Below are 18,793 nucleotides of genomic sequence, written 5' to 3' on the forward strand. Positions count from 1 at the left end.
ACAACAGAGGGAACCGAAATGACCACATTTTCCAGACGCGACTTCCTGAGAACCAGCGCCGCCGGCGCGCTTGCGATTGGCGCCGGCGCCAGACCGCTTTTCGCCGCCGAAGAGCCGCTCAAGGTCGGCGTCATCCACATGGGCGCCATCTCCGATACCGGCTGGGAATACTTCCAGGCTAACGCCTGGAAATCGCTCGAAAAGGAATTCGGCGACAAGGTGAAGGTGACGGTGCTCGAAAACATCGCACAGGTTCAGGATTGCGAGCGCCTGTTCCGCCAGCTTTCCGCACAGGGCAACAAGCTGATCTTCGGCACCACCTTCTCGCAATATGCCTCGCTGAAGAAACTGGCTCCGATGTTGCCCAAGTCGCATTTCGAATGCTGCGCCGGCATCGAGGCGGGCAACAATCTCGGCGTCTTCGAAGCCCGCCACTATGAGGGCACCTACCTCACCGGCATCGCCGCCGGCCGCACCACCAAGACCAACGTTCTCGGCTGGGTCGGCGCCTTCCCGGTGCCGCAGGTCATCTACAGCCTGAACGCCTTCCTGCTCGGCGCCCGCTCGGTCAACCCCGACGTGACGCTGAAAGTTGTCTGGGCCAATGCCTGGGTCGATCCCGGCAAGGAAAAGGACGCCGTCGCGGCACTGATCGCGCAGGGCGCAGATGTCATCTCCGGCAGCCCCAACACGCCGGTGCAGGGACTGGCCGCCGAGGAGAAAGGCGTCTGGTCGATCGGCTCGACGGGCGATTTCTCCGCCTATGTAAAGAAGAAGCAGCTGGTTTCTTTCGAACTGGATTGGAGTGCCGCCCATATCAACGCCGCCAAGGCCGTCATGGCCGGCGACTGGAAGGCGGAAAGCCGCTGGCTGGGTCTCGGGCCGGGCGGCTACGTCAAGATGACGACGAGCAATCCGGAACTGCCAGAATCGGTCGCCGCCGAAATGAAGGCCGCCGAAGCCGCGATCATCAGTGGGAAGCTGAAGCCCTTTGCCGGTGAGATCAAGGATCAGAAGGGTGACGTGAAGGTCGCCAAGGGTCGGGAACTCGCCGATGCCGACATCAAGGGCATGACCTGGCTGATCGAAGGCGTGCAGGGCACCCTGCCGCAGAACTGATCGGCGCGCCGCTCCGATCGAACGACATCGTTCCTCCCCTGATGAATGGGGAGGAGCATCAAAAATGACGATAGAACAAAGACATCAAGGGAGACCCCGGTGACCGAAACACTGTTCACGAACGCCAAGCTGGCCGATGGCTCGCTCAACGACATCCTCGTCTCGGACGGCCGCATCTCGGCAATCAACAAGGCCGGCACGAGCACGACCGCCGCCAAGACCGTCGACATTGCCGGCGCGCTTCTGGTCCCAAGTTTCGTCGAGGGGCACATCCATCTCGACACCAGCTTCTACGGCGACAAGTGGATTCCGCACAAAGCCTGCACCAACGGCTTTGACGTGCATGAGCGCGTCGCCTTCCAGGCCGAGAACATGGCGGCCGCAGCACCGATGGACGAGCGCGCCCGCAAGCAGCTCGACCTCTGCATCGCAAACGGCGCGCTGCAGATGCGCAGCCATGTGATGGTCGACGGCTCGGTGGGGCTGAAATCGCTGGAGACAATTCTTGCCGTACGCGAAGCCTACAAGGATATCATCGACATACAGCTCGTTGCGTTTCCGCAGAGCGGCATTCTGAAAAGCCCCGGCACGCCTGAACTGATGGAAGAGGCGATGGGCATGGGCGCCGATCTGGTCGGCGGGCTTGATCCGCTCTCCTTCGACCGCGACATCAAGGGACATCTCGATGTGGTCTTCGGCATTGCCGAAAAGCGCGGCGTCGATGTCGATATCCACCTCCACGACGCCGGCACGATGGGCGCGATGACCATCGAGGAAATCTGCGCCCGCACGACGGCGCTCGGCATGCAGGGCCATGTCGCCGTCAGCCACGCCTATGGCCTCGGCGATCTCGGACCCGATGCGATGAAGAAGATCGCCGCGCTGATCGCCAAGAGTGGTGTCGCAATCATGACCAACGCGCCGGGCAACCACAACTTCCCGCCGGTCGCGCTGCTGCGGGCGGCCGGCGTCACCGTCTTCTCGGGCAACGACAATATCCGCGATTCCTGGTGGCCCTTCGGCGATGGCGACATGCTGCGCCGCGCCGAAATCATCGCCTATCGCTCCGGTTTCTACACGGATACGGAACTCGCCGCCGCTTTCGAAGTGGTGACTGCAGGCGGCGCCAAGGCGCTCAACCTCGAAGGCTATGGCATCGCCATCGGCGCAAAAGCCGATTTCGTGACGCTCGCGGCCGAGCATATCCCGGAAGCCGTCGTCGCCATTCCGAAGCCGCGCCGCGTCTTCAAGGGGGGCCAGCTGGTTGCCGAGAACGGAGCCGTGGTCCGCTGATGAACTACCGGAGCCGGCAGACCAAAACAGCCGTCGCACAATCGCGCGACGGCATGATGACGGCACCGCATTGGCAGGCGAGCGAGGCTGGCGCCAAGGTGCTGGCGCGCGGCGGCAATGCGATCGAAGCGCTGGTCGCCGCGGGTGCCGCGCTCGCCGTCACCTACCCGCATTTCTGCGGTCTCGGTGGCGACGCCGTCTGGATGGTTTGCGACCAGGATGGCGACGCGCGGACCTTCCTCGGCATCGGTCAGGCTGCCGCGAAGGCCGAGATCAACGGCCCGATCCCGCCACGCGGTCCGGCCTCGACGCTGACGACCGCCTGCCTGGTCGATAGCTGGGAGAAGGTGCTCGATCACTCCACCACGGTATGGGGTGGCTCCGAGCAACTTGCTGCATTGCTCGACGATGCCATCACGCTCGCCGAGGACGGCTTTGCCGTCAGCCCGTCGCAGACATTCTGGCACGATTTCCGCGCGGGCGAATCCGAGACATGGCCGGGCTTTCGCGACCTCTTCCAGCGCGACGGCATCCAGCGCCAGCCGGCTTTGGCGCAAACCCTCAAGGCCATCGCTGAAAATGGCGCCAGAGAATTCTACGAGGGCGCGTTGGCAGACCGTATAGCTTGCGGCCTTGCCGCCGTAGGCTCTCCGCTGACGGCCGCCGATCTCGTGGCAACGCGGACGCGTATCGTCGATCCGGTGCGGCTCGGCTATGGTGACACCGTTCTGCTAGCGCCACCGCCGCCGACGCAGGGCGTTACCACCCTTGGCATCATGGCTGTGCTTGCCCAGCTGGCGCCCAAGGATAAGGCACCTGAGAGCGCTGCCTATTACCATGCGCTTGTGGAATCCGTGAAACAGGCTTTCCTTGATCGTCACCTGATCGCGGATCCGGAGTTTGGCGACGATGCCACGAAAATGCTTCTCGATCCTGCGCGCCTGGCCGCTAAGGCTGCGGCGATCGACCCCAGCCGCGCCGCCGAGTGGCCCGCCCCCTACAGGCAGGGCGACACGGCGCTTTTGGCTGCCGTCGATGCCGAAGGCCGCGCCGCCTGCCTGCTGCAAAGCATCTATTTTGATTGGGGTAGCGGCGTGGTTGCCGGCGACACCGGCATTCTATGGCAAAACCGGGGTGCGGCCTTCAGCGTCGATCCAGCAAGCCCGAATTGCATTCAGCCAGGCAAGCGACCCTTTTACACACTGAACCCCGGCCTCGCGCTCAAGGATGGGCGCCCGCATCTGGTCTATGGAACACAGGGGGCCGATGGCCAGCCGCAGACACTGGCGCTACTGCTCAGTCTGCTGATTGACCATGGCCTTGACCCGTTGGCGGCCCTTTCGAGACCACGCTTCCTGCTCGGCCGCACCTTCTCGGATAGTCGTGACAACCTGAAGCTTGAGGAGAATATCGGCGCAGATACGCTGGCAGCACTCAGCGCCATGGGCCACGAAGTCGCGACAATAGGCCCGCTCAGCCCGCTTGGTGGCCAAGCAGGGCTCATCCGCATCCACGAAGACGGACGAATGGAAGCTGCGCACGACCCTCGCAGCGATGGCGGAGCCATCGGTCTATGAGCAGCATGTCCGATCATCTCTTCGACCTTGTCATCCGCAATGTCCGTATCGAGGAAGATGGTGCCCTCGTAGATATCGCCGTGCGTGATGGCCTGATCGCCGCGATCGAGCAGAGTTTCAGCTGCGATGCTGTCACGAGCTTCGACGGGAAAGGAAACTTCGCCTTCGGCGGTTTCGTCGATACGCATGTGCATCTGGACAAGGCCTGCATCCTCGATCGCTGCTCGATCTGCGAGGGAACGCTTACCGAAGCGGTGCGCGAGACAGCACGCGCAAAGCCCGGCTTCACCGAGGAGGACGTTTACGAGCGAGCCGCCCGCGTCGTCGAGAAGGCAATCGCGCATGGCACGGTGCGGATGCGGACCTTCGTCGAGATCGATCCCCGCGCCGGCTTTCGCTCCCTTGAGGCGATCAAGCGCATCAGGGCGGATTACGCCTTTGCGATCGACATCGAGATCTGCGCCTTCGCGCAGGACGGCCTCACCAATGAGCCCGAAACCCTGGTCATGCTCGACGCAGCGCTCGCCGGCGGCGCCGATCTCATCGGTGGCTGCCCCTACACCGACCCCGATCCCGAAGGCCACATCGCGAGGATCTTCGAACTCGCGGTGAAACACGACGTCGCCGTCGATTTCCATCTCGACTTCAGCCTCGACCCCGACAGAACCGACCTGCCCGCCGTTATCGCGGCCACCAAACGTCACGGTTGGCAAGGCCGGGTCTCGATCGGCCACGTCACCAACCTCTCCGCATTGCCGGAGGCATCGGTCATCGAGATTGCGAAGAACCTCTCCGAGGCAGCGATCGCCCTCACCGTGCTGCCGGCCACCGATCTCTTCCTCAACGGTCGCACTTACGACCATCTGGTGCCACGCGGCGTCGCCCCTGCCCATATCCTCGCCGCCCACGGTGTCGTCACCTCGATTGCGACCAACAATGTGCTCAACCCCTTCACGCCCTATGGCGACGCCTCGCTGATCCGGATGGCCAATCTCTACGCCAACGTCGCCCAGCTCTCGCGCGACGCCGAAATAAAAGGGGTGTTCGACATGGTCGGGCGATCCGCCGCGCGCCAGCTCGGCACTCCCTATGGCCTTGCGGTGGGCAAAGAAGCTACGATCATTCTCGTCAACGCAGCCGGGCCGAAGGCGGCCCTGCGCGAAATCGGCAGGATTGTCGCCGGCTGGAAAGGCGGCCGGCAGAGTTTTCACAATGGCGACCCGCAAATTCACAAGCCGCATCGACAGTGCGATTATCCAAATCAAGCAATAACTTGCATGACGGAGCTCGGCGATCCGGTATAGATGATTATCGTCTAACCAACAGCAGCCGGACCTCCCGTGGATCAGATACTCGCCATTCGAACATTTGTCCGCGTCGCCGAGGCCGGCTCGTTTGCCAAGGCGGCGGATACGCTGAACCTGCCCCGCTCCTCTGTCAGTAAACTCGTGCAGGATCTTGAGGCGCATCTGGGCACAAAGCTCGTTGAGCGCACCACGCGGTCGGTCACGATGACCACCGAGGGCGTTGCCTATCACGAGCGCGCGCTGAAGCTGCTCGCCGATCTCGATGATATGGACGGCACGGTCGCCGGTTCCCGCAGTGCGCCAAAGGGAAAGCTGCGCGTCGATATCGGCTCCGTGCTGGCAAACCAGATCCTCATCCCCGCACTCGCCGACTTTCAGCACCAGTATCGTGATATCGACCTCATGCTTGGGGTCAGCGATCGGCCCGCCGACCTCGTCAGCGAAGGGATCGATTGCGTCATCCGCGGGGGAGCGCTGAGTGACTCATCCATGAAGGCGCGAAAACTGTGCGAGTTGGACTACGTGATTTGCGCATCGCCCAGCTATCTGGATGGTCTCCAGTTGCCGGAGCGGCCGGAGGATATCGGGCAGCATCGGATCGTCAGTTACTTCTCGGCGTCGTCGGGAAAGCGATTTCCGTTGCGGTTCCAGCGCGGAGACGAGCGAAGCGAATATCTCCCGACCTCCAGCGGCATTTCCGTCAACGAGAGCACCGCGCATTTGAACGCGCTGCTGTCAGGACTGGGGATCGGCCAGAGCTTTGGCTTCCTCGCAAGACCGCACTTCGAGAGCGGCGCGCTGGTCGAATTGCTGCCCGCCTGGAAGCCGGACAATCATCCGCTGCACCTCGTCTACCCGGCCGATCGATTTCCGAACCCGCGGCTGCGTGCCTTCACGGAATGGGCGGCGAAAGTATTCGAAGCCGTCGATGCCAGACGCAATGTGACGACGGAGACCATCCATCCCCATGGATAATGTCTCCACCCTGAGCGGCTTCTCGCCGCCAAGCTGACGAACTAACTTCTCCTCATCGGACGGCGACGAGGCCACAGCCAACGCCACCTCCCGAACAGTTTCAGAATTTCAACAGGCCGCGCATTCGGGCTGAACCCTTTCGCGCGCCCACCATCAGGAGAGTAAAATGACCAACAGACTTGAAAACAAGATCGCCGTCGTCACCGGAGCAACCAGCGGCATCGGCCTCTCGACCGCCAAGCTCTTCGCCGCCGAAGGCGCTCGCGTCTACATCACCGGCCGCCGCAAGGATGCGCTCGACAAGGCAGTGGCCGAGATCGGCCATGGCGCGGTTGGCGTACAGGCCGACTCCTCGAGCAATGCTGATCTCGACAAGCTGTTCGCCCAGGTGAAGGCGGAACAGGGTCGCCTTGACGCCCTCGTCGTCAACGCCGGCGGCGGCAGCATGCTTCCGCTTGGCCAGATCACCGAGGAGCAGGTCGACGACACCTTCGGCCGCAACGTGAAGGCCGTGATCTTCACGGTGCAGAAAGCTCTTCCGCTGCTCGGCAAGGGCTCGTCGGTCGTTCTGACCGGCTCGACCGCAGGGACCGAAGGCACCGCCGCCTTCTCCGTCTACTCCGCCTCCAAGGCCGCCGTCCGCAACCTCGCCCGCTCCTGGGCGCTTGATCTCAAGGGCACCGGCATCCGCGTCAACGTCGTCTCGCCCGGCGCCACACGCACCCCTGGCCTCGTCGAGCTTGCCGGCGACGACAAGGAGCAGCAGCAGGGCCTGCTCGACTATCTCGCCTCGCGCATCCCGCTCGGCCGCGTCGGTGAGTCCGAGGAGATCGCCAAGGCAACTCTGTTCCTCGCTTCCGACGACGCAAGCTTCGTCAACGGCGCCGAGCTCTTCGCAGACGGTGGTCAGGCCCAGGTCTAACCGCAAAACAGGAGCGGCGAACAGCCGCTCCACGTCTCATTCTCAAGGAGAGCTCGCGATGCGTGCCGCAGTCTATTTCAAGCATGGCAAGCCTGAGGACGTTCTTCAGGCAGTCGACGTCGAAGATCCCAAACATCCAGAGCACAACGAAGTGCTGATCCGGGTGCTTCTCCGGCCGGTCCACCACGGCGACCTTCTCGGTATAGCAGGACGCTACCAGCCGGGAGCAGCGCTGCCGAAGGAGGGCGTGCGTGTCGGCTTCGAGGGCTACGGCATCGTCGAGGAAGCGGGCAGTGGCGTCGATCTGAAGCCGGGCACCCGCGTCGCCTTCTTCCCCGGCCGAGGCGCGTGGAGCGAAAAGGCTATCGTCTCGGCCGAATACGTCACCGAAATCCCCGATGACGTATCTGACGAAGCCGCAGCACAGCTGCACGTCAATCCGCTGACGACCGCACTTCTTTTGCGGGCCGTCGAGACATCCGGCGCGAAACCGGGCCGCGACGTCGTCGTTCTCACCGCCGCGGGTTCCGCGGTCGCCAGACTGGTGATCGGGCTGCTGCTCGATCGCGGCTTCGACGTGGTCGGCGTTATCAGGCGGGAAGCCGGCGTGAACGAGCTCAACGTCGTATTTCCGGATCTGCCGGTTGTTTCCACAGACAAGCCCGGCTGGCAGGACAAGGTCGTTGCGGCCGCCGACGGACATCCCATCGGCGTCGTGCTCGATCCTGTTGGCGGCGAGACCGCCAGTGTGGTGGTCGGCCTGCTCGCCCAAGGCGGTAGCCTGGTGTCCTACGGCGACCTTTCCGGACAGCCGATCTCGGTCCCCGCGCTTTACTTTTCGACACGCGACATCCGGCTGTCGGGCGTGACGGTCGGTCGGTGGGCGGGCTTGCCCGTAGACGTCCGCAAGGCCGATCTTAAGATGGCGGTTGAGCTCGCAGCCGGCAAGCCGGAGCTCTTTCAGGTCGAGCAGACTTTTGATCTCGCGAATGTCGGCAAGGCTGCCGCACTTGTCGAAAAGCCAGGCAAATCCGGCACAGTCTTGATCGCGTCACGCTAATCGCCGCGCGACCGAAACATACCATCAGCCACCCAAAGGAGAAAACGGCCATGGCCGACCACGACAAGACCCTGCCGACGAACATGCTCGTCAGCGCCTATTATCGCGTCCATCCTGACGATCGGCAGACCTTCATCGACGCGGTGATCCCTGACATGAAGGCGGCAGCTGAGATCGAGGGATGCGTCTTCTACGCCTTCGCTCAGGATCTGACGGATCCGAACACATTCCACCTTGTCGAGGGCTGGAGAGACGAAGCCGCCTATGAGGCGCATGAAAACTCTCCAATCTTCCTCAAGGCTCTGAGCACGGTCGTGAAGAATGTCCGGATTCTCGACCGACAGGGTATCCGCTACGATGTCGCAAAGCAGCACATCGATGACCCGCGCGGTCGCGTCTCCTGACACTTTTTTGATCGGTTCGTGCCCCCCAACAGGCGCCTCCGATCCCGAAACGCTTGAGAGCGGGCTCAAACAGCAATCAGATCGAGGAATAAGAAATGACCGATCCATCGACCGTCGCGACGCGCCGGCGCATTCTTCAGTTCGCCCTGGCAGCACCCGCCGTCGCCTCGCTGACATCCCAGGCGGTTGCGGCGCAGGCGGAACTCCTGCTTGCGCCGGCAACCGACGCGATGACGCCTTTCAAGGTTTCCGTTCCGCAGGCCGCGATCGACGATCTGAAGCGCCGTCTCAAAAATACGCGATGGCCCGATCAGGAAACCGTCTCGGACTGGTCGCAAGGCGTTCCGCTCCACAAGGCGAAATCATTGGTCGCCTATTGGGAGCGCAAATATGATTGGCGGAAATTCGATTAGCGTATCAATGCGTTTCCGCAGTTTCGCACCCGCATCGATGGGCTCGGTATCCACTTCATCCATATGAAATCGAAGCATGAGAACGCCCTCCCGATCATTCTGACGCATGGATGGCCAGGATCGGTCGTCGAGTTCCTCAAGGTCATCGGCCCCCTCACCGACCCTACCGCGCACGGCGGCTCGGCTGCGGACGCGTTCCACGTCGTCATTCCCTCGCAGCCCGGCTTCGGCTTTTCCGACAAGCCGGCCTCGGAAGGATGGACCGTGGTGCGGACCGCCAATGCCTGGGCCACGCTGATGAAACGCCTCGGCTACGACAAGTGGGTGGCGCAGGGCGGAGATTGGGGATCGGGCGTGACCCATGCGCTCGGACATGTCCGCCCCGAAGGGCTGGTGGCAGCCCATGTGAACTGGCCGCTGGTCTTTCCGGAGAAATTGCCCAAGAACCCGACGCCCGAGGAAAAGGCCGCGATGGATGCGACGATGAAGTTCGCGAACGATCAGTTCGGCTACTTCAAGGAGCAGGCGACCCGGCCGCAGACGATCGGATATGCGCTCGCGGATTCGCCTGTCGGCCAGGCAACGTGGATCTATGAGAAGTTCCAGGCTTGGACGGACAATCGCGGCGAGCCAGAAGACGCGCTGACGATCGATGAGATGCTCGATGACATCTCGCTCTACTGGTTTACGGGCACGGCCGCCTCGTCCGCCCGCATCTACTGGGAGAACGCCCGCAACGGCGGCGGCTTCGACGCCGGCCGGATCGAACTCCCGATGGCAGCCTCGATCTTTCCGAAGGAGATCTACCGCGCGCCGAAGGCATGGGCCGAAGCCCACTGGCCGAACCTGTTTTACTGGAACGAGGTCGACAAGGGCGGTCACTTCGCCGCATTCGAGCAACCCGACCTCTTCGCGCAGGAAATGCGCAAGGCCTTCAAATCCATCCGCTGATCCAACTCTAGCAAAGCCAAGGAAACAACATGTCTACCAACGAAGAAATCATCCGGGAACTCTACCGGACCGCCGAAGTGAAGGATGTGGCGGCATTCGTCGCTCTCTTCGCCGAGGACGGCTATTTCTGGGACGTGTCGGCTGGCGCGAAATATTACGGCGCCGACATCGGCAAGACCGTCGACATCTACGCCACTGCCTTCCACGACATGCACCGCGAGCTCGGAAACTTCTACGTGACCGACGACGTGGTCATCGTGGAGCTGACCCTCAACGGCACCCATACCGGCCCTCTCGCGCTGGCAGCCGGCACGATTGCGGCCACAGGCAAGGAAATGCACGCGCCGTGCTGCGACGTCTTCCATCTGAAGGATGGCAAGGTGACGTCCTTCCACTGCTACACTGCCGCGACGATCATCTTCGGCCAGCTTGGCGTGTTGGGCAACCTTGGCGGGTCCCTCCAGCAAGCGTGAGAAAATAATTTGCTCCCCTCGGGAATGGAATCTGCGCCCGGGTGTCTACCTCGATGTAGCAACAAGGAAGAAGCCGATGAACCTCTGGTCCTCTCGAAAGTCGATGGCTCTTGCGGCCACCATTTTGGCAACTGCGGGCGCCTGCGCTGCCTTCGCCCATGATCCCTCGCTGCACGATCATTCGGCGATGCAGATGGATGATGCCGGGCCTGAGGCGGCCTATCTCGCGGAAAACGACGCGGCCATGAACAAGATGATGGCGGACATGGAGGTCAAGCCATCAGGCGATGTCGACCGCGACTTCGTGGCGATGATGACGCCCCATCACCAGGGCGCCATCGAGATGGCACTCGCAGTTCTCAAATACGGCAAGAACGAACAGCTTAAGCGCATCGCGCAGGAGATCATCGTGGATCAGCAGCAGGAGATCGCGGCCATGAAGCTTGCGATCGGCGATCCGCTCCCCCCATCCGAAGCGGCCCCAACCCAGGTCGGCCCGGAGACTACCCCCACCGGATCCACGCCCAGCAAGACCATGCAGGGCATGGACCCCAACATGAAGATGTAACCCAGAGGTCCTCCCAATGAACATTCGTACATCTTTTGCCGCCAGCTTGCTGGCGGGCAGCATGCTATTGCCTTTCTCCGCCTTCGCCGGACAGGCGCCCTTCGCCGCCGCTGATCCGGACATTCCCGTCAGCAGCAAGGACCGCGTCTACGCCGCCGAACAATTCTCCAACACCGTATCGGTGACCGATCCCGCAACCAACAAGCTTCTCGGCGTCATCAAGCTCGGCGATCCCCAGCCCGGCAACCTCTCGCCGCTCTACAAGGGCCAGGTGCTGGTCCACGGCATGGGTTTCTCGCCCGACAAGAAGACGATCGCGGTGGTCTCTATCGGCTCGAACTCCGTGACCTTCATCGGCACCGCAACAAACGCGGTGAAGCACACCACCTATGTCGGCCGCTCTCCGCACGAGGCATTCTATACGCCGGATGGCAAGGAAGTCTGGGTGACGGTCCGTGGTGAAGACTATATCTCCGTCATCGACGCCGCCACCTTCGAGGAGAAGACGCAGATCAAGGTACCAGCCGGCCCTGGCATGCAGATTTTCTCGCCTGACGGCAAGTACGGCTACATCTGCTCATCCTTCAATCCCGAGACCGTCGTCGTCACCGTCGCCGACCACCAGATCGTTGGCCACGTGAAGCAGGCAAGCCCCTTCTGCCCGAACATCGCGGCATCGCCGGATGGAAAACAGGTGTGGTTCACGCTCAAGGACATCGGCAAGACCCAGGTCTTCAATGCGCAGCCGCCTTTCGATCTGATCCAGACGATCGATACCGGCCCGATTACCAACCACGTCAACCTCGTCACCAACAAGAACGGCAGCTTCGCCTACATCACCGTCGGCGGTCTCAACGAGGTGAAGGTCTTCCGCACCGACAATTTCGAACAGGTCGCGACCATCCCCGTCGGCAAACTGCCACACGGTGTCTGGCCCTCCGGCGACGGCACGCGCGTCTATGTCGGCCTTGAAAACGCCGATGCGATGGCCGCAATCGATACGTTGACCAACAAGGTGATCGCGACGATCCCGATCGGCCAGGCGGCACAGGCCGTCAACTATGTGCCGAATGCCGTTCTTGAAGGCGACGGCATGCAGAACTTGCAGCCGCTCGGCACCGCAGGCGTCGCCGCCCATCTGACGCTGTCGGCAATGGGCGACAAGGACAAGACGGCGCCGACGAGCGTTACGCTCTTCGACCAAGGCCTGACGCAGGTGTTGCAGGCATCGGTGACCGGGCTGGAACCGAAGACGATGTACGTACTGGCACTCTCCGACAAGGCCGATGGCAGCGGCCCCCTTCAAGGCCTGTCCAACTTCATGACGAACCCGGCCGGTTCCGCGATCGTCAACGCAGTCGGCCCGATCCGACAGATCGTCGAATCCAAGCACAAGGATGAACGCAGGTATATCGTCGTTGCCTCATCGGTCGACGGCAAGCCCGGCAAGGTCCTGCAGGTGCAGGCCGATTGATGTGACCTGACTGGCACAAACCAGATGGTCCGCGGTTTGACTGCGGGCCATTCGCCCTCGAGGATTTGAGACATGGATGATCTGCTGACGCAGGTAGAGCCGATGATCCCGGCGCTGAGACGATACGCGCGCGGGCTGATCCGCGATCGCGAAACGGCTGACGATATCGTCCAGGATTGCCTTGAGCGGGTCGTCACGAACTGGGCGCACCGACGCGATGCCAATGCCCGCTCCTGGGTATTCGCCATCCTGCACAATCTCGCGGTCAACAGGATACGCCAGGAGGCCAGGCGCGCCGGTCTCGTCACGATCGACGAAATGCCGGAAGCGACCGCGGCGGTCGATGCCAGCCAGGACAGCACCTTGTTCGGCCAGGATGTCCTTGCGGCCATCGAGCGGTTGCCGCCGGACTATCGGAGCATCCTACTACTGGTCGCAGTCGAGGACCTGAGCTATGCCGAGGCAGCGACGGTGCTTAACGTGCCCGTTGGAACAGTGATGTCACGCCTGTCTCGCGCACGGGAGCAATTGAGACTTCTTCTTGAGACCAAACCAACGAGCGCCAAACCTGTTGGTCCATTTATCCGGAGGGTCAAATGACGAATAGACCGATCAACGAAGATGACCTTCAGGCTTTCGTCGACGGAGCCCTCGATGCAGAACGGCACCAGGAGGTGGCTGCCTTCCTTGGGACGAACCAGGATGCCGCGAAACGCGTCTCAGCCTATCAGCAGGGTTCTACGGCGCTCAGATCGGCTTTGGGTCCGATCGCTGCCGAGCCTATTCCAAGCCGGTTGAACCTCGCAAACATCATCGAGAAACAACGACCCGCGAAGCGAAGCCGAGTTGCCCCGATGGCTGCCGCTGCCGTCATCCTGTTGGCAATCGGCGCTTCAGGCGGCTGGCTGTTGAAGGGCTACAGTATGCCTCCGACGGAAGGCGTCGCGGCCTTGGCGCAGGAGGCGTCGGCGAGTTACAGCGCGTTTGCCGCTGATCGCCTGCGACCGGTCGAGGTCAGGGCGGACGGCGGCGACGATCTGAAAAACCTGGCGTCCGCGACAATCGGTGGTCCGGCCATCATCCCCGATCTCAGCAAGGCCGGCTACCGGCTCATGGGCGGTCGCGTCGTCCCAACGCCACATGGATCCGGCCTCATGCTGATGTACGACGACGACAGGGGGAACCGGCTGGTGATGCTGACCCGTCGCATGCAGGTCGACCAGGATAAGCCGATCGTCGCGAGCGACCAGCACGACATTCGTGGATGGAGCTGGGCCAGTAACGGGCTCGGCTATAGCCTCGTTGGCGCAATCGGCTCGAAATATCTTCACACGATTGCTGACGAGATCAGATCACAGATCTGAGGTGCGGCCGTCGATCATGCTAACCAGTGCGTAGTCGGATCAAGCGTGCAGAGCTGCAGTCAGCCACGCCGCGGCCCGATCGATTGCCAACGTCCTACGAGGCCTTATTGGCAAGACAACATTGTAACGGGCGCCGGATGGGAGCCTCGTGTCATCGAACGGAACAAGGGTTCCTCGAACCCGCAAATATCGGGTTCCGATTGAATAAGGATATTGGGCCGGAAACGGCGGCGATCGGGATTGCCGCTGGGATGCAACGTCTTCAGATGGTCCACCGAGGCGCTTGTCAGAGATGCAGCGGCGATACGTCATACCGATCGAGCGCGAACGCATCGCGCCGGCTCGCTTCCAGCGTGCGCTTATAGGGTCGCACGTCTGCATCGAAGCCTAAGAATTCGCTGAGGCTGGCAGCAAGGCCGGGGTCGTCGACGGATTGCCAATCGCATTCCGGCACAAGAATCTCGATGCCAGTGGCTGCAGTCCTCGACCTTATGAAGATAGCCTCGCCTACGTCTATCCCGCTCCGGATGCGCAACGATACCCGTTGCGCGATCGACCAGGGCATACCGGCGATCCCCGATCATCCCGGCGCTGGAGACTTCAACCTTGTCCACCTGTTCGCCTGTAACGGAACTGACGGGATAGCGCCAAAGCTCAGTAATGGCCCCAACTCGGTGCATCAGTTGGCTCCCGAAAGGGTGGAACGCAAGCATGACGGCGTCTGCCCGTATTCGCGTTTGAAAGAGCGGGTAAACTGCGAGGCTGTGTGAAAGCCGACATCCATGGCGATGTCGATCATCGGCAATTTTGTCTGCGCCAAAAGTACCTTGGCGCGCTCAAGCCGGACCTTTGCATAGGCTCGCGCCGGCGACATGCCCGCCTCTCTCTCAAAAATCCGTTCAAGCTGCCGGCGCGTAACGCCGACCGATGCTGCAAGTTGCGCGATCGGCATGTCACCGTCGAGATGCTGCTCCATCAGGATCATGACCGCTCTCAGGCGCGAATCTTTGTATTCCTCATAGAGCGGCCTTCGCGGCTGGACTTCCAGATGAGAGCGGGCCTTCTCGATCTGCAGCACCTCAAGCGCGTTTCGCTCCGCTTCGGGACTGATGTGGCGCCGGACGAGGGCTGCAGCCATATCGGCGGAACTGCTTCCTCCGGCGCAGGAGCCTCGACGTCTGTCGAGATTGAATATCCTGTCCGAGCGTACAGACAAGTCGGGAAACCGGTCCCGGAAAGCCTTTGCGTGAAGCCAGCTGACGCAGACGTCGTGGTTCTTCATCATGCCGGCCTCGGCAAGAATGAACGTGCCGGTGCAAACACCGAGCAATGGGATCTTCTTGGCATCCGCCAGCTTTAGAAAAGCCACTGTCTCACGGTCGACAGGCTCTTCCCTGTTGAGCAATCCGCCAACGACAACAATATAATCGAACCGGCTGGGATCTACGAAATCCGACGTCGGTGCGACTTGCACGCCGCAACTCGAAGTGATGAGGTGACGCGTACTTCCAAGCACCTGCCAGTCGGCTTTCACTCGTCCGGACCGGTCCTGCTCGTCGCTTGCAAGACGCAATGTGTCGACGAACATCGCAAGTGCAGACAGCGTGAACGATCGCGCGAGAACGAAGCCGACCTTGAGCCGGTTGTTGTGAGCCTGGCTATTCTTGTCGTCATGGAGGGACGGTGTCATCAGATCGATCTCACGCGTGCTGTTGTCGCTCATCGGATCTGGAAACCATGCGCGAGCGAATCGCGATCATCAACAAAAATCGTATTGTGGCCAATAACGCGTGCCCATGCGCCGATGCTGGAAAGCACGCCTCGAAAGTCCCAGATCACGCATCAATCATGAAGGAGCATGTCGCTGATCGACGCGCTGGCCTCATCGGTAATCAAGGTATCCAGATAACAGTCCACGGGTGCCGCCGCGGCCTGTTCGCTCGACGGCCCCGGTGTCGCACTCAGACCATGATCTGGAAGATGGCGCGCCGCAAACACGGCCAGCAAGAGCAGCAGCAGCCTTAAGATAAAGGCGCGCAGGATTTTTTCGGTCACGTTCATGGTGTTTCCTGGTTTTCCCAATGGCGTCCGAATAAAATGCGGAAGGCGACTTGGCACAATGTGGAAGATACAAGGGAAGCCTTCGTCAAATCCGAAGGGTCCTAGCCGGGAGGAAATATGCGCTTTGACATGACGGATCTTCGCCTGTTTCTCCATGTCGTGGAGGCGGCGAGCATCACTCAAGGATCCGAACGCTCAGGCATGGCCCTAGCGTCCGCAAGTGCGCGTATTCGTGGGATGGAGAACATGAGCGGAGTTCCGCTTCTTGACCGCAGCGCGCGTGGCGTGCGAGCGACGCAAGCAGGTGAGGCGGTCGCCCACCACGCCCGCATTGTGCTCGGGCAGATGGAGCAGATGCGGGGCGACCTCCAACTATTCGCGACCGGATTGCGCGGCCAGATCCGCCTGCTTTCGGGCCGCGCCGCAATGGCCCATCTGCCAGAAGCCCTTCGGCGCTTTCTTGTGGATCATCCGACGATAGACATAGATCTGGAGGAACGGCAGAGCCCTGACGTCGTTGCAGCCGTCGCTGGAGCTCTTGCCGATCTGGGCATCGCTGCTGATACGACCGACACCGGCTCGCTCGAGACCCGACCGTTCAAAACCGACAGACTCGTTCTGATCACTGCTTTCGACCATCCACTGGCGCAACGAAAATCGGTAGCGTTCCGCGACGTGATCGACGAACCATTTATCGGCTTGCCTGCTGACAGCGCGTTGCAGGGGCATCTCGCGACCCATGCCGCCCGCGAAGGCCGGCAATTCAAGTTACGCATCCGCCTTCACAGCTTCGCAGATATTTGCGCGATGGTCGCAAGTGGGGTGGGGCTTGCGATCGTTCCAGATATCTACGCCAAGCGATATCAGGACGTGCTTCCACTTGGCGTGCTTACACTCACGGACGCTTGGGCGCTAAGACACCTTTTGGTCTGCTCGCGTAACTTCGCTGCCCTGCCCGTTCACGCGAGACACCTCGTAGAGCACCTGACGGCCGAATGACCCTTGAGGGACGCCGTGCGTGCGTCGGCCCGAATCCCTGTAGAAAGCTTGCAAAGCAACTGCGCAATTGGCTGAGTCCGCAAGCAGGCCTGGCACCATCAGTTAGATGCGGTCGAATAAACGATCCATTCCTTGGTCCACCGATGTCGAAGATCCCATTTACCCGCTTGTCGAGCGGATACGCTGCGCGAGCAAAGATCAAACTTGGCCTGTCCACCAGTAACAAGACTTGTCAAGGCTCAGTGCGCCGCAGCCTCAGACGGACGAGATTCGCCATTGGCTAGCAATGCTGTTAACGGTCGAGCGTTGCGGAATGAAGGCGCAGCGGCTCGTCGACTACGCGTCCTCCTCACGGCGAGCGTAAAATGGCGAAGATATTCTACGATCCATGTGAGTGGCCCAAACCAGCCGTTCAGGTGCAACGGCGCAATACTCGGCAATTACACATTCCTTATGCGTAAATCGTCCAGCAGATGGGCGATGCGTCCCTAATATGGGTCATTGCCGTGACCACTCATTGACAAGGCCTTAATTCCACAAATATCTCGCCGAACTTTTCATTGATGGAGTGGCAGGATGCGCCTGAATATATGGACTGCGTTTGCTTTGACCTGCGCTCTCGTGCTGACAGCGTCGCCTCCGGCTCCGGCTTATGCCGTGACTGTCAACATTCACGTCGGCTCTGATCTCAACTTCGGCCGCGCGATCAGCTGCAGGCAAGGGCAACAGCTCCTTCAGAACCGCGGGTTCCGCAATGTGCGCCGCGTCGATTGCAGGGGCAGAACATTCATTTATCACGCAAGGCGCGGCAGCAGCGATTTTGAGATCGCTCTCAGTGCTCACACCGGCCGCGTGATCCGCATGACCAGGCTTCGCCGATAACCATCCATTCAGCCTGACTTCATAGGAACTTGCCATCACGTTCGCTCGGCGCGCCGAGGATCTCCGCTATCCAGCGCGTCGCGGAAAAGCGTGTGCAGAAGGTAAGGATCGCGATCGTGATTGGGACGCCTATGAAAGCGCCGAACACGCCCCAGACGAACGACCAAGAAAACACCGAAAACAGCACCAGGAATGGCGACATCGCGAGCGCGTAACCTGCAACACGCGGCTCGATGTAACTTCCAATCACGAACTGTATGACGTTGAGCCCGACGAAGATGACGATCGCAGCTTCCGGCGAGCCGAATTGGAAAAATATCTGCCCGATCGAGGTCCCTATCCCCTCGTACCAGGTCGCAAAGACATAGGGCACCGTATCGGAAAACTGTTCCGGCGACACCGGCTTTGCCATCGGCCCCGCACCGATCGCGTCGAACTTCAGCACCGCGAACAGAAATAGCCACCCGACGAGAACGAAAGGCATGGTCAGAGGCGCGGTCTTGTAGGGTGCCAGAACCGCGCCGATGCTGGCGAAAGCCATTGTGGTGAAGGCGGCGGCGCATACGAGATAGACAACCATGGCAACGGACGGGACGGCGCCCGTGCGAAAATCCTCGCTGGTGAAGGCGACGAGCGCCAGGCCCACCAGCGCACCGTTGAAACCATAAAGCCCATCCCGCATCACCGCCCTGTCGGCCTTTAGAACGAGCGCGGTCGCCGTGCTGGCGATGACGCCGAGAACGCAGATCGCGGCATAGATACACGAGTTCCACACAAGTGCTACGAGGATGACAAGTCCCGACAGCGGATTGTTCTGAAAGACGACCTGTCCGACTCCGCGCAGCGACCAATCCACGAAGAACAAGGATGGATGATCACGGAAACGATCCAAATTCATTGATCTCTGCTCCTTCGCTCGGCCTGGAAGAGACAGCGTGCCTCGTGCCCGCG

18 protein-coding genes and 3 pseudogenes are annotated in these 18,793 nt (G+C 61.3%); 15 read left to right on the forward strand and 6 right to left on the reverse strand.

Features of this window, described 5'->3' with window-relative positions:
• The first annotated feature begins 18 nt into the window (after nucleotides 1-18).
• The 14 genes and pseudogenes from AC1DOG_RS20130 (at nucleotide 19) to AC1DOG_RS20195 (ending at nucleotide 13,900) form a co-directional block, all read left to right on the forward strand.
• Nucleotides 19-1,119: a BMP family ABC transporter substrate-binding protein gene (locus tag AC1DOG_RS20130; RefSeq protein ID WP_477930538.1), complete on the forward strand. Its 1,101-nt coding sequence runs from the start codon at nucleotides 19-21 to the stop codon at nucleotides 1,117-1,119.
• A gap of 99 nt (nucleotides 1,120-1,218) precedes the next feature.
• Entirely contained in the window at nucleotides 1,219-2,412 is a 1,194-nt protein-coding gene (locus AC1DOG_RS20135; protein WP_477930540.1) for an amidohydrolase family protein, read from the forward strand.
• Nucleotides 2,412-3,989, forward strand: a complete 1,578-nt coding sequence (locus AC1DOG_RS20140) for a gamma-glutamyltransferase family protein (protein WP_477930542.1) — start codon at nucleotides 2,412-2,414, stop codon at nucleotides 3,987-3,989. The genes AC1DOG_RS20135 and AC1DOG_RS20140 overlap by 1 nt, the downstream gene beginning before the upstream one ends.
• Entirely contained in the window at nucleotides 3,986-5,293 is a 1,308-nt protein-coding gene (locus AC1DOG_RS20145) for an amidohydrolase family protein (RefSeq protein ID WP_477930544.1), read from the forward strand. Before AC1DOG_RS20140 ends, AC1DOG_RS20145 begins: the two co-directional genes overlap by 4 nt.
• Nucleotides 5,294-5,329: 36 nt before the next feature.
• A complete protein-coding gene (locus AC1DOG_RS20150) occupies nucleotides 5,330-6,271 on the forward strand; it encodes a LysR family transcriptional regulator (protein ID WP_477930546.1) in 942 nt (313 codons plus the stop codon).
• Between the two features lie 166 nt (nucleotides 6,272-6,437).
• Nucleotides 6,438-7,193 carry an SDR family NAD(P)-dependent oxidoreductase gene (locus AC1DOG_RS20155; RefSeq protein ID WP_112949331.1) on the forward strand — a complete coding sequence of 252 codons (756 nt, stop codon included), beginning with the start codon at nucleotides 6,438-6,440 and terminating at the stop codon, nucleotides 7,191-7,193.
• A 58-nt stretch (nucleotides 7,194-7,251) separates the two neighbouring features.
• A complete protein-coding gene (locus AC1DOG_RS20160; RefSeq protein WP_477930549.1) occupies nucleotides 7,252-8,253 on the forward strand; it encodes an alcohol dehydrogenase catalytic domain-containing protein in 1,002 nt (333 codons plus the stop codon).
• Between the two features lie 50 nt (nucleotides 8,254-8,303).
• A complete protein-coding gene (locus AC1DOG_RS20165) occupies nucleotides 8,304-8,657 on the forward strand; it encodes a putative quinol monooxygenase (RefSeq protein WP_477930551.1) in 354 nt (117 codons plus the stop codon).
• 95 nt (nucleotides 8,658-8,752) lie between these two features.
• Nucleotides 8,753-10,021 (forward strand): annotated as a pseudogene (locus tag AC1DOG_RS20170) (epoxide hydrolase family protein).
• 29 nt (nucleotides 10,022-10,050) lie between these two features.
• On the forward strand, nucleotides 10,051-10,494 hold the full coding sequence (locus AC1DOG_RS20175) for a nuclear transport factor 2 family protein (protein ID WP_289729528.1): 444 nt from the start codon (nucleotides 10,051-10,053) through the stop codon (nucleotides 10,492-10,494).
• A 76-nt stretch (nucleotides 10,495-10,570) separates the two neighbouring features.
• Nucleotides 10,571-11,062: a DUF305 domain-containing protein gene (locus AC1DOG_RS20180; RefSeq protein ID WP_477930553.1), complete on the forward strand. Its 492-nt coding sequence runs from the start codon at nucleotides 10,571-10,573 to the stop codon at nucleotides 11,060-11,062.
• A 16-nt stretch (nucleotides 11,063-11,078) separates the two neighbouring features.
• A complete protein-coding gene (locus tag AC1DOG_RS20185; RefSeq protein WP_477930555.1) occupies nucleotides 11,079-12,536 on the forward strand; it encodes a YncE family protein in 1,458 nt (485 codons plus the stop codon).
• 72 nt (nucleotides 12,537-12,608) lie between these two features.
• Complete coding sequence (locus AC1DOG_RS20190) at nucleotides 12,609-13,136, forward strand: RNA polymerase sigma factor (RefSeq protein WP_289729525.1); 528 nt, start codon at nucleotides 12,609-12,611, stop codon at nucleotides 13,134-13,136.
• The gene (locus AC1DOG_RS20195) at nucleotides 13,133-13,900 is read left to right on the forward strand and encodes an anti-sigma factor family protein (protein ID WP_289729524.1); all 768 of its coding nucleotides are present in this window, start codon (nucleotides 13,133-13,135) and stop codon (nucleotides 13,898-13,900) included. Before AC1DOG_RS20190 ends, AC1DOG_RS20195 begins: the two co-directional genes overlap by 4 nt.
• 286 nt (nucleotides 13,901-14,186) lie before the next feature.
• Here the strand turns inward: AC1DOG_RS20195 and AC1DOG_RS20200 are convergent, their stop codons facing one another.
• The 5 genes and pseudogenes from AC1DOG_RS20200 to AC1DOG_RS20220 form a co-directional block, all read right to left on the reverse strand.
• Nucleotides 14,187-14,465 (reverse strand): hypothetical protein, encoded by a 279-nt coding sequence (locus AC1DOG_RS20200; RefSeq protein WP_289729523.1) that lies wholly within the window; start codon nucleotides 14,463-14,465, stop codon nucleotides 14,187-14,189.
• Nucleotides 14,466-14,493: 28 nt separating this feature from the next.
• Nucleotides 14,494-14,613: pseudogene (locus AC1DOG_RS20205) on the reverse strand (hypothetical protein); the annotation flags it as partial.
• On the reverse strand, nucleotides 14,580-15,590 hold the full coding sequence (locus AC1DOG_RS20210) for a GlxA family transcriptional regulator (protein WP_112941250.1): 1,011 nt from the start codon (nucleotides 15,588-15,590) through the stop codon (nucleotides 14,580-14,582). The gene AC1DOG_RS20210 and the pseudogene AC1DOG_RS20205, both read right to left, overlap by 34 nt.
• A 29-nt stretch (nucleotides 15,591-15,619) precedes the next feature.
• Nucleotides 15,620-15,721, reverse strand: a pseudogene (locus AC1DOG_RS20215) (4-hydroxyproline epimerase); the annotation flags it as partial.
• 21 nt (nucleotides 15,722-15,742) lie between these two features.
• Entirely contained in the window at nucleotides 15,743-15,961 is a 219-nt protein-coding gene (locus AC1DOG_RS20220) for a hypothetical protein (protein WP_477930558.1), read from the reverse strand.
• Between the two features lie 117 nt (nucleotides 15,962-16,078).
• On the opposite strand from AC1DOG_RS20220, the gene AC1DOG_RS20225 reads away from it, so the two are divergent.
• Nucleotides 16,079-16,960, forward strand: a complete 882-nt coding sequence (locus AC1DOG_RS20225) for a LysR substrate-binding domain-containing protein (RefSeq protein ID WP_112941130.1) — start codon at nucleotides 16,079-16,081, stop codon at nucleotides 16,958-16,960.
• A gap of 901 nt (nucleotides 16,961-17,861) precedes the next feature.
• On the opposite strand, the gene AC1DOG_RS20230 is transcribed toward AC1DOG_RS20225, so the two are convergent.
• Nucleotides 17,862-18,740, reverse strand: a complete 879-nt coding sequence (locus AC1DOG_RS20230) for an urea transporter (protein ID WP_477930560.1) — start codon at nucleotides 18,738-18,740, stop codon at nucleotides 17,862-17,864.
• Nucleotides 18,741-18,793 lie beyond the last annotated feature (53 nt).

It is taken from the genome of Rhizobium sp. 01N48, assembly GCF_056399145.1.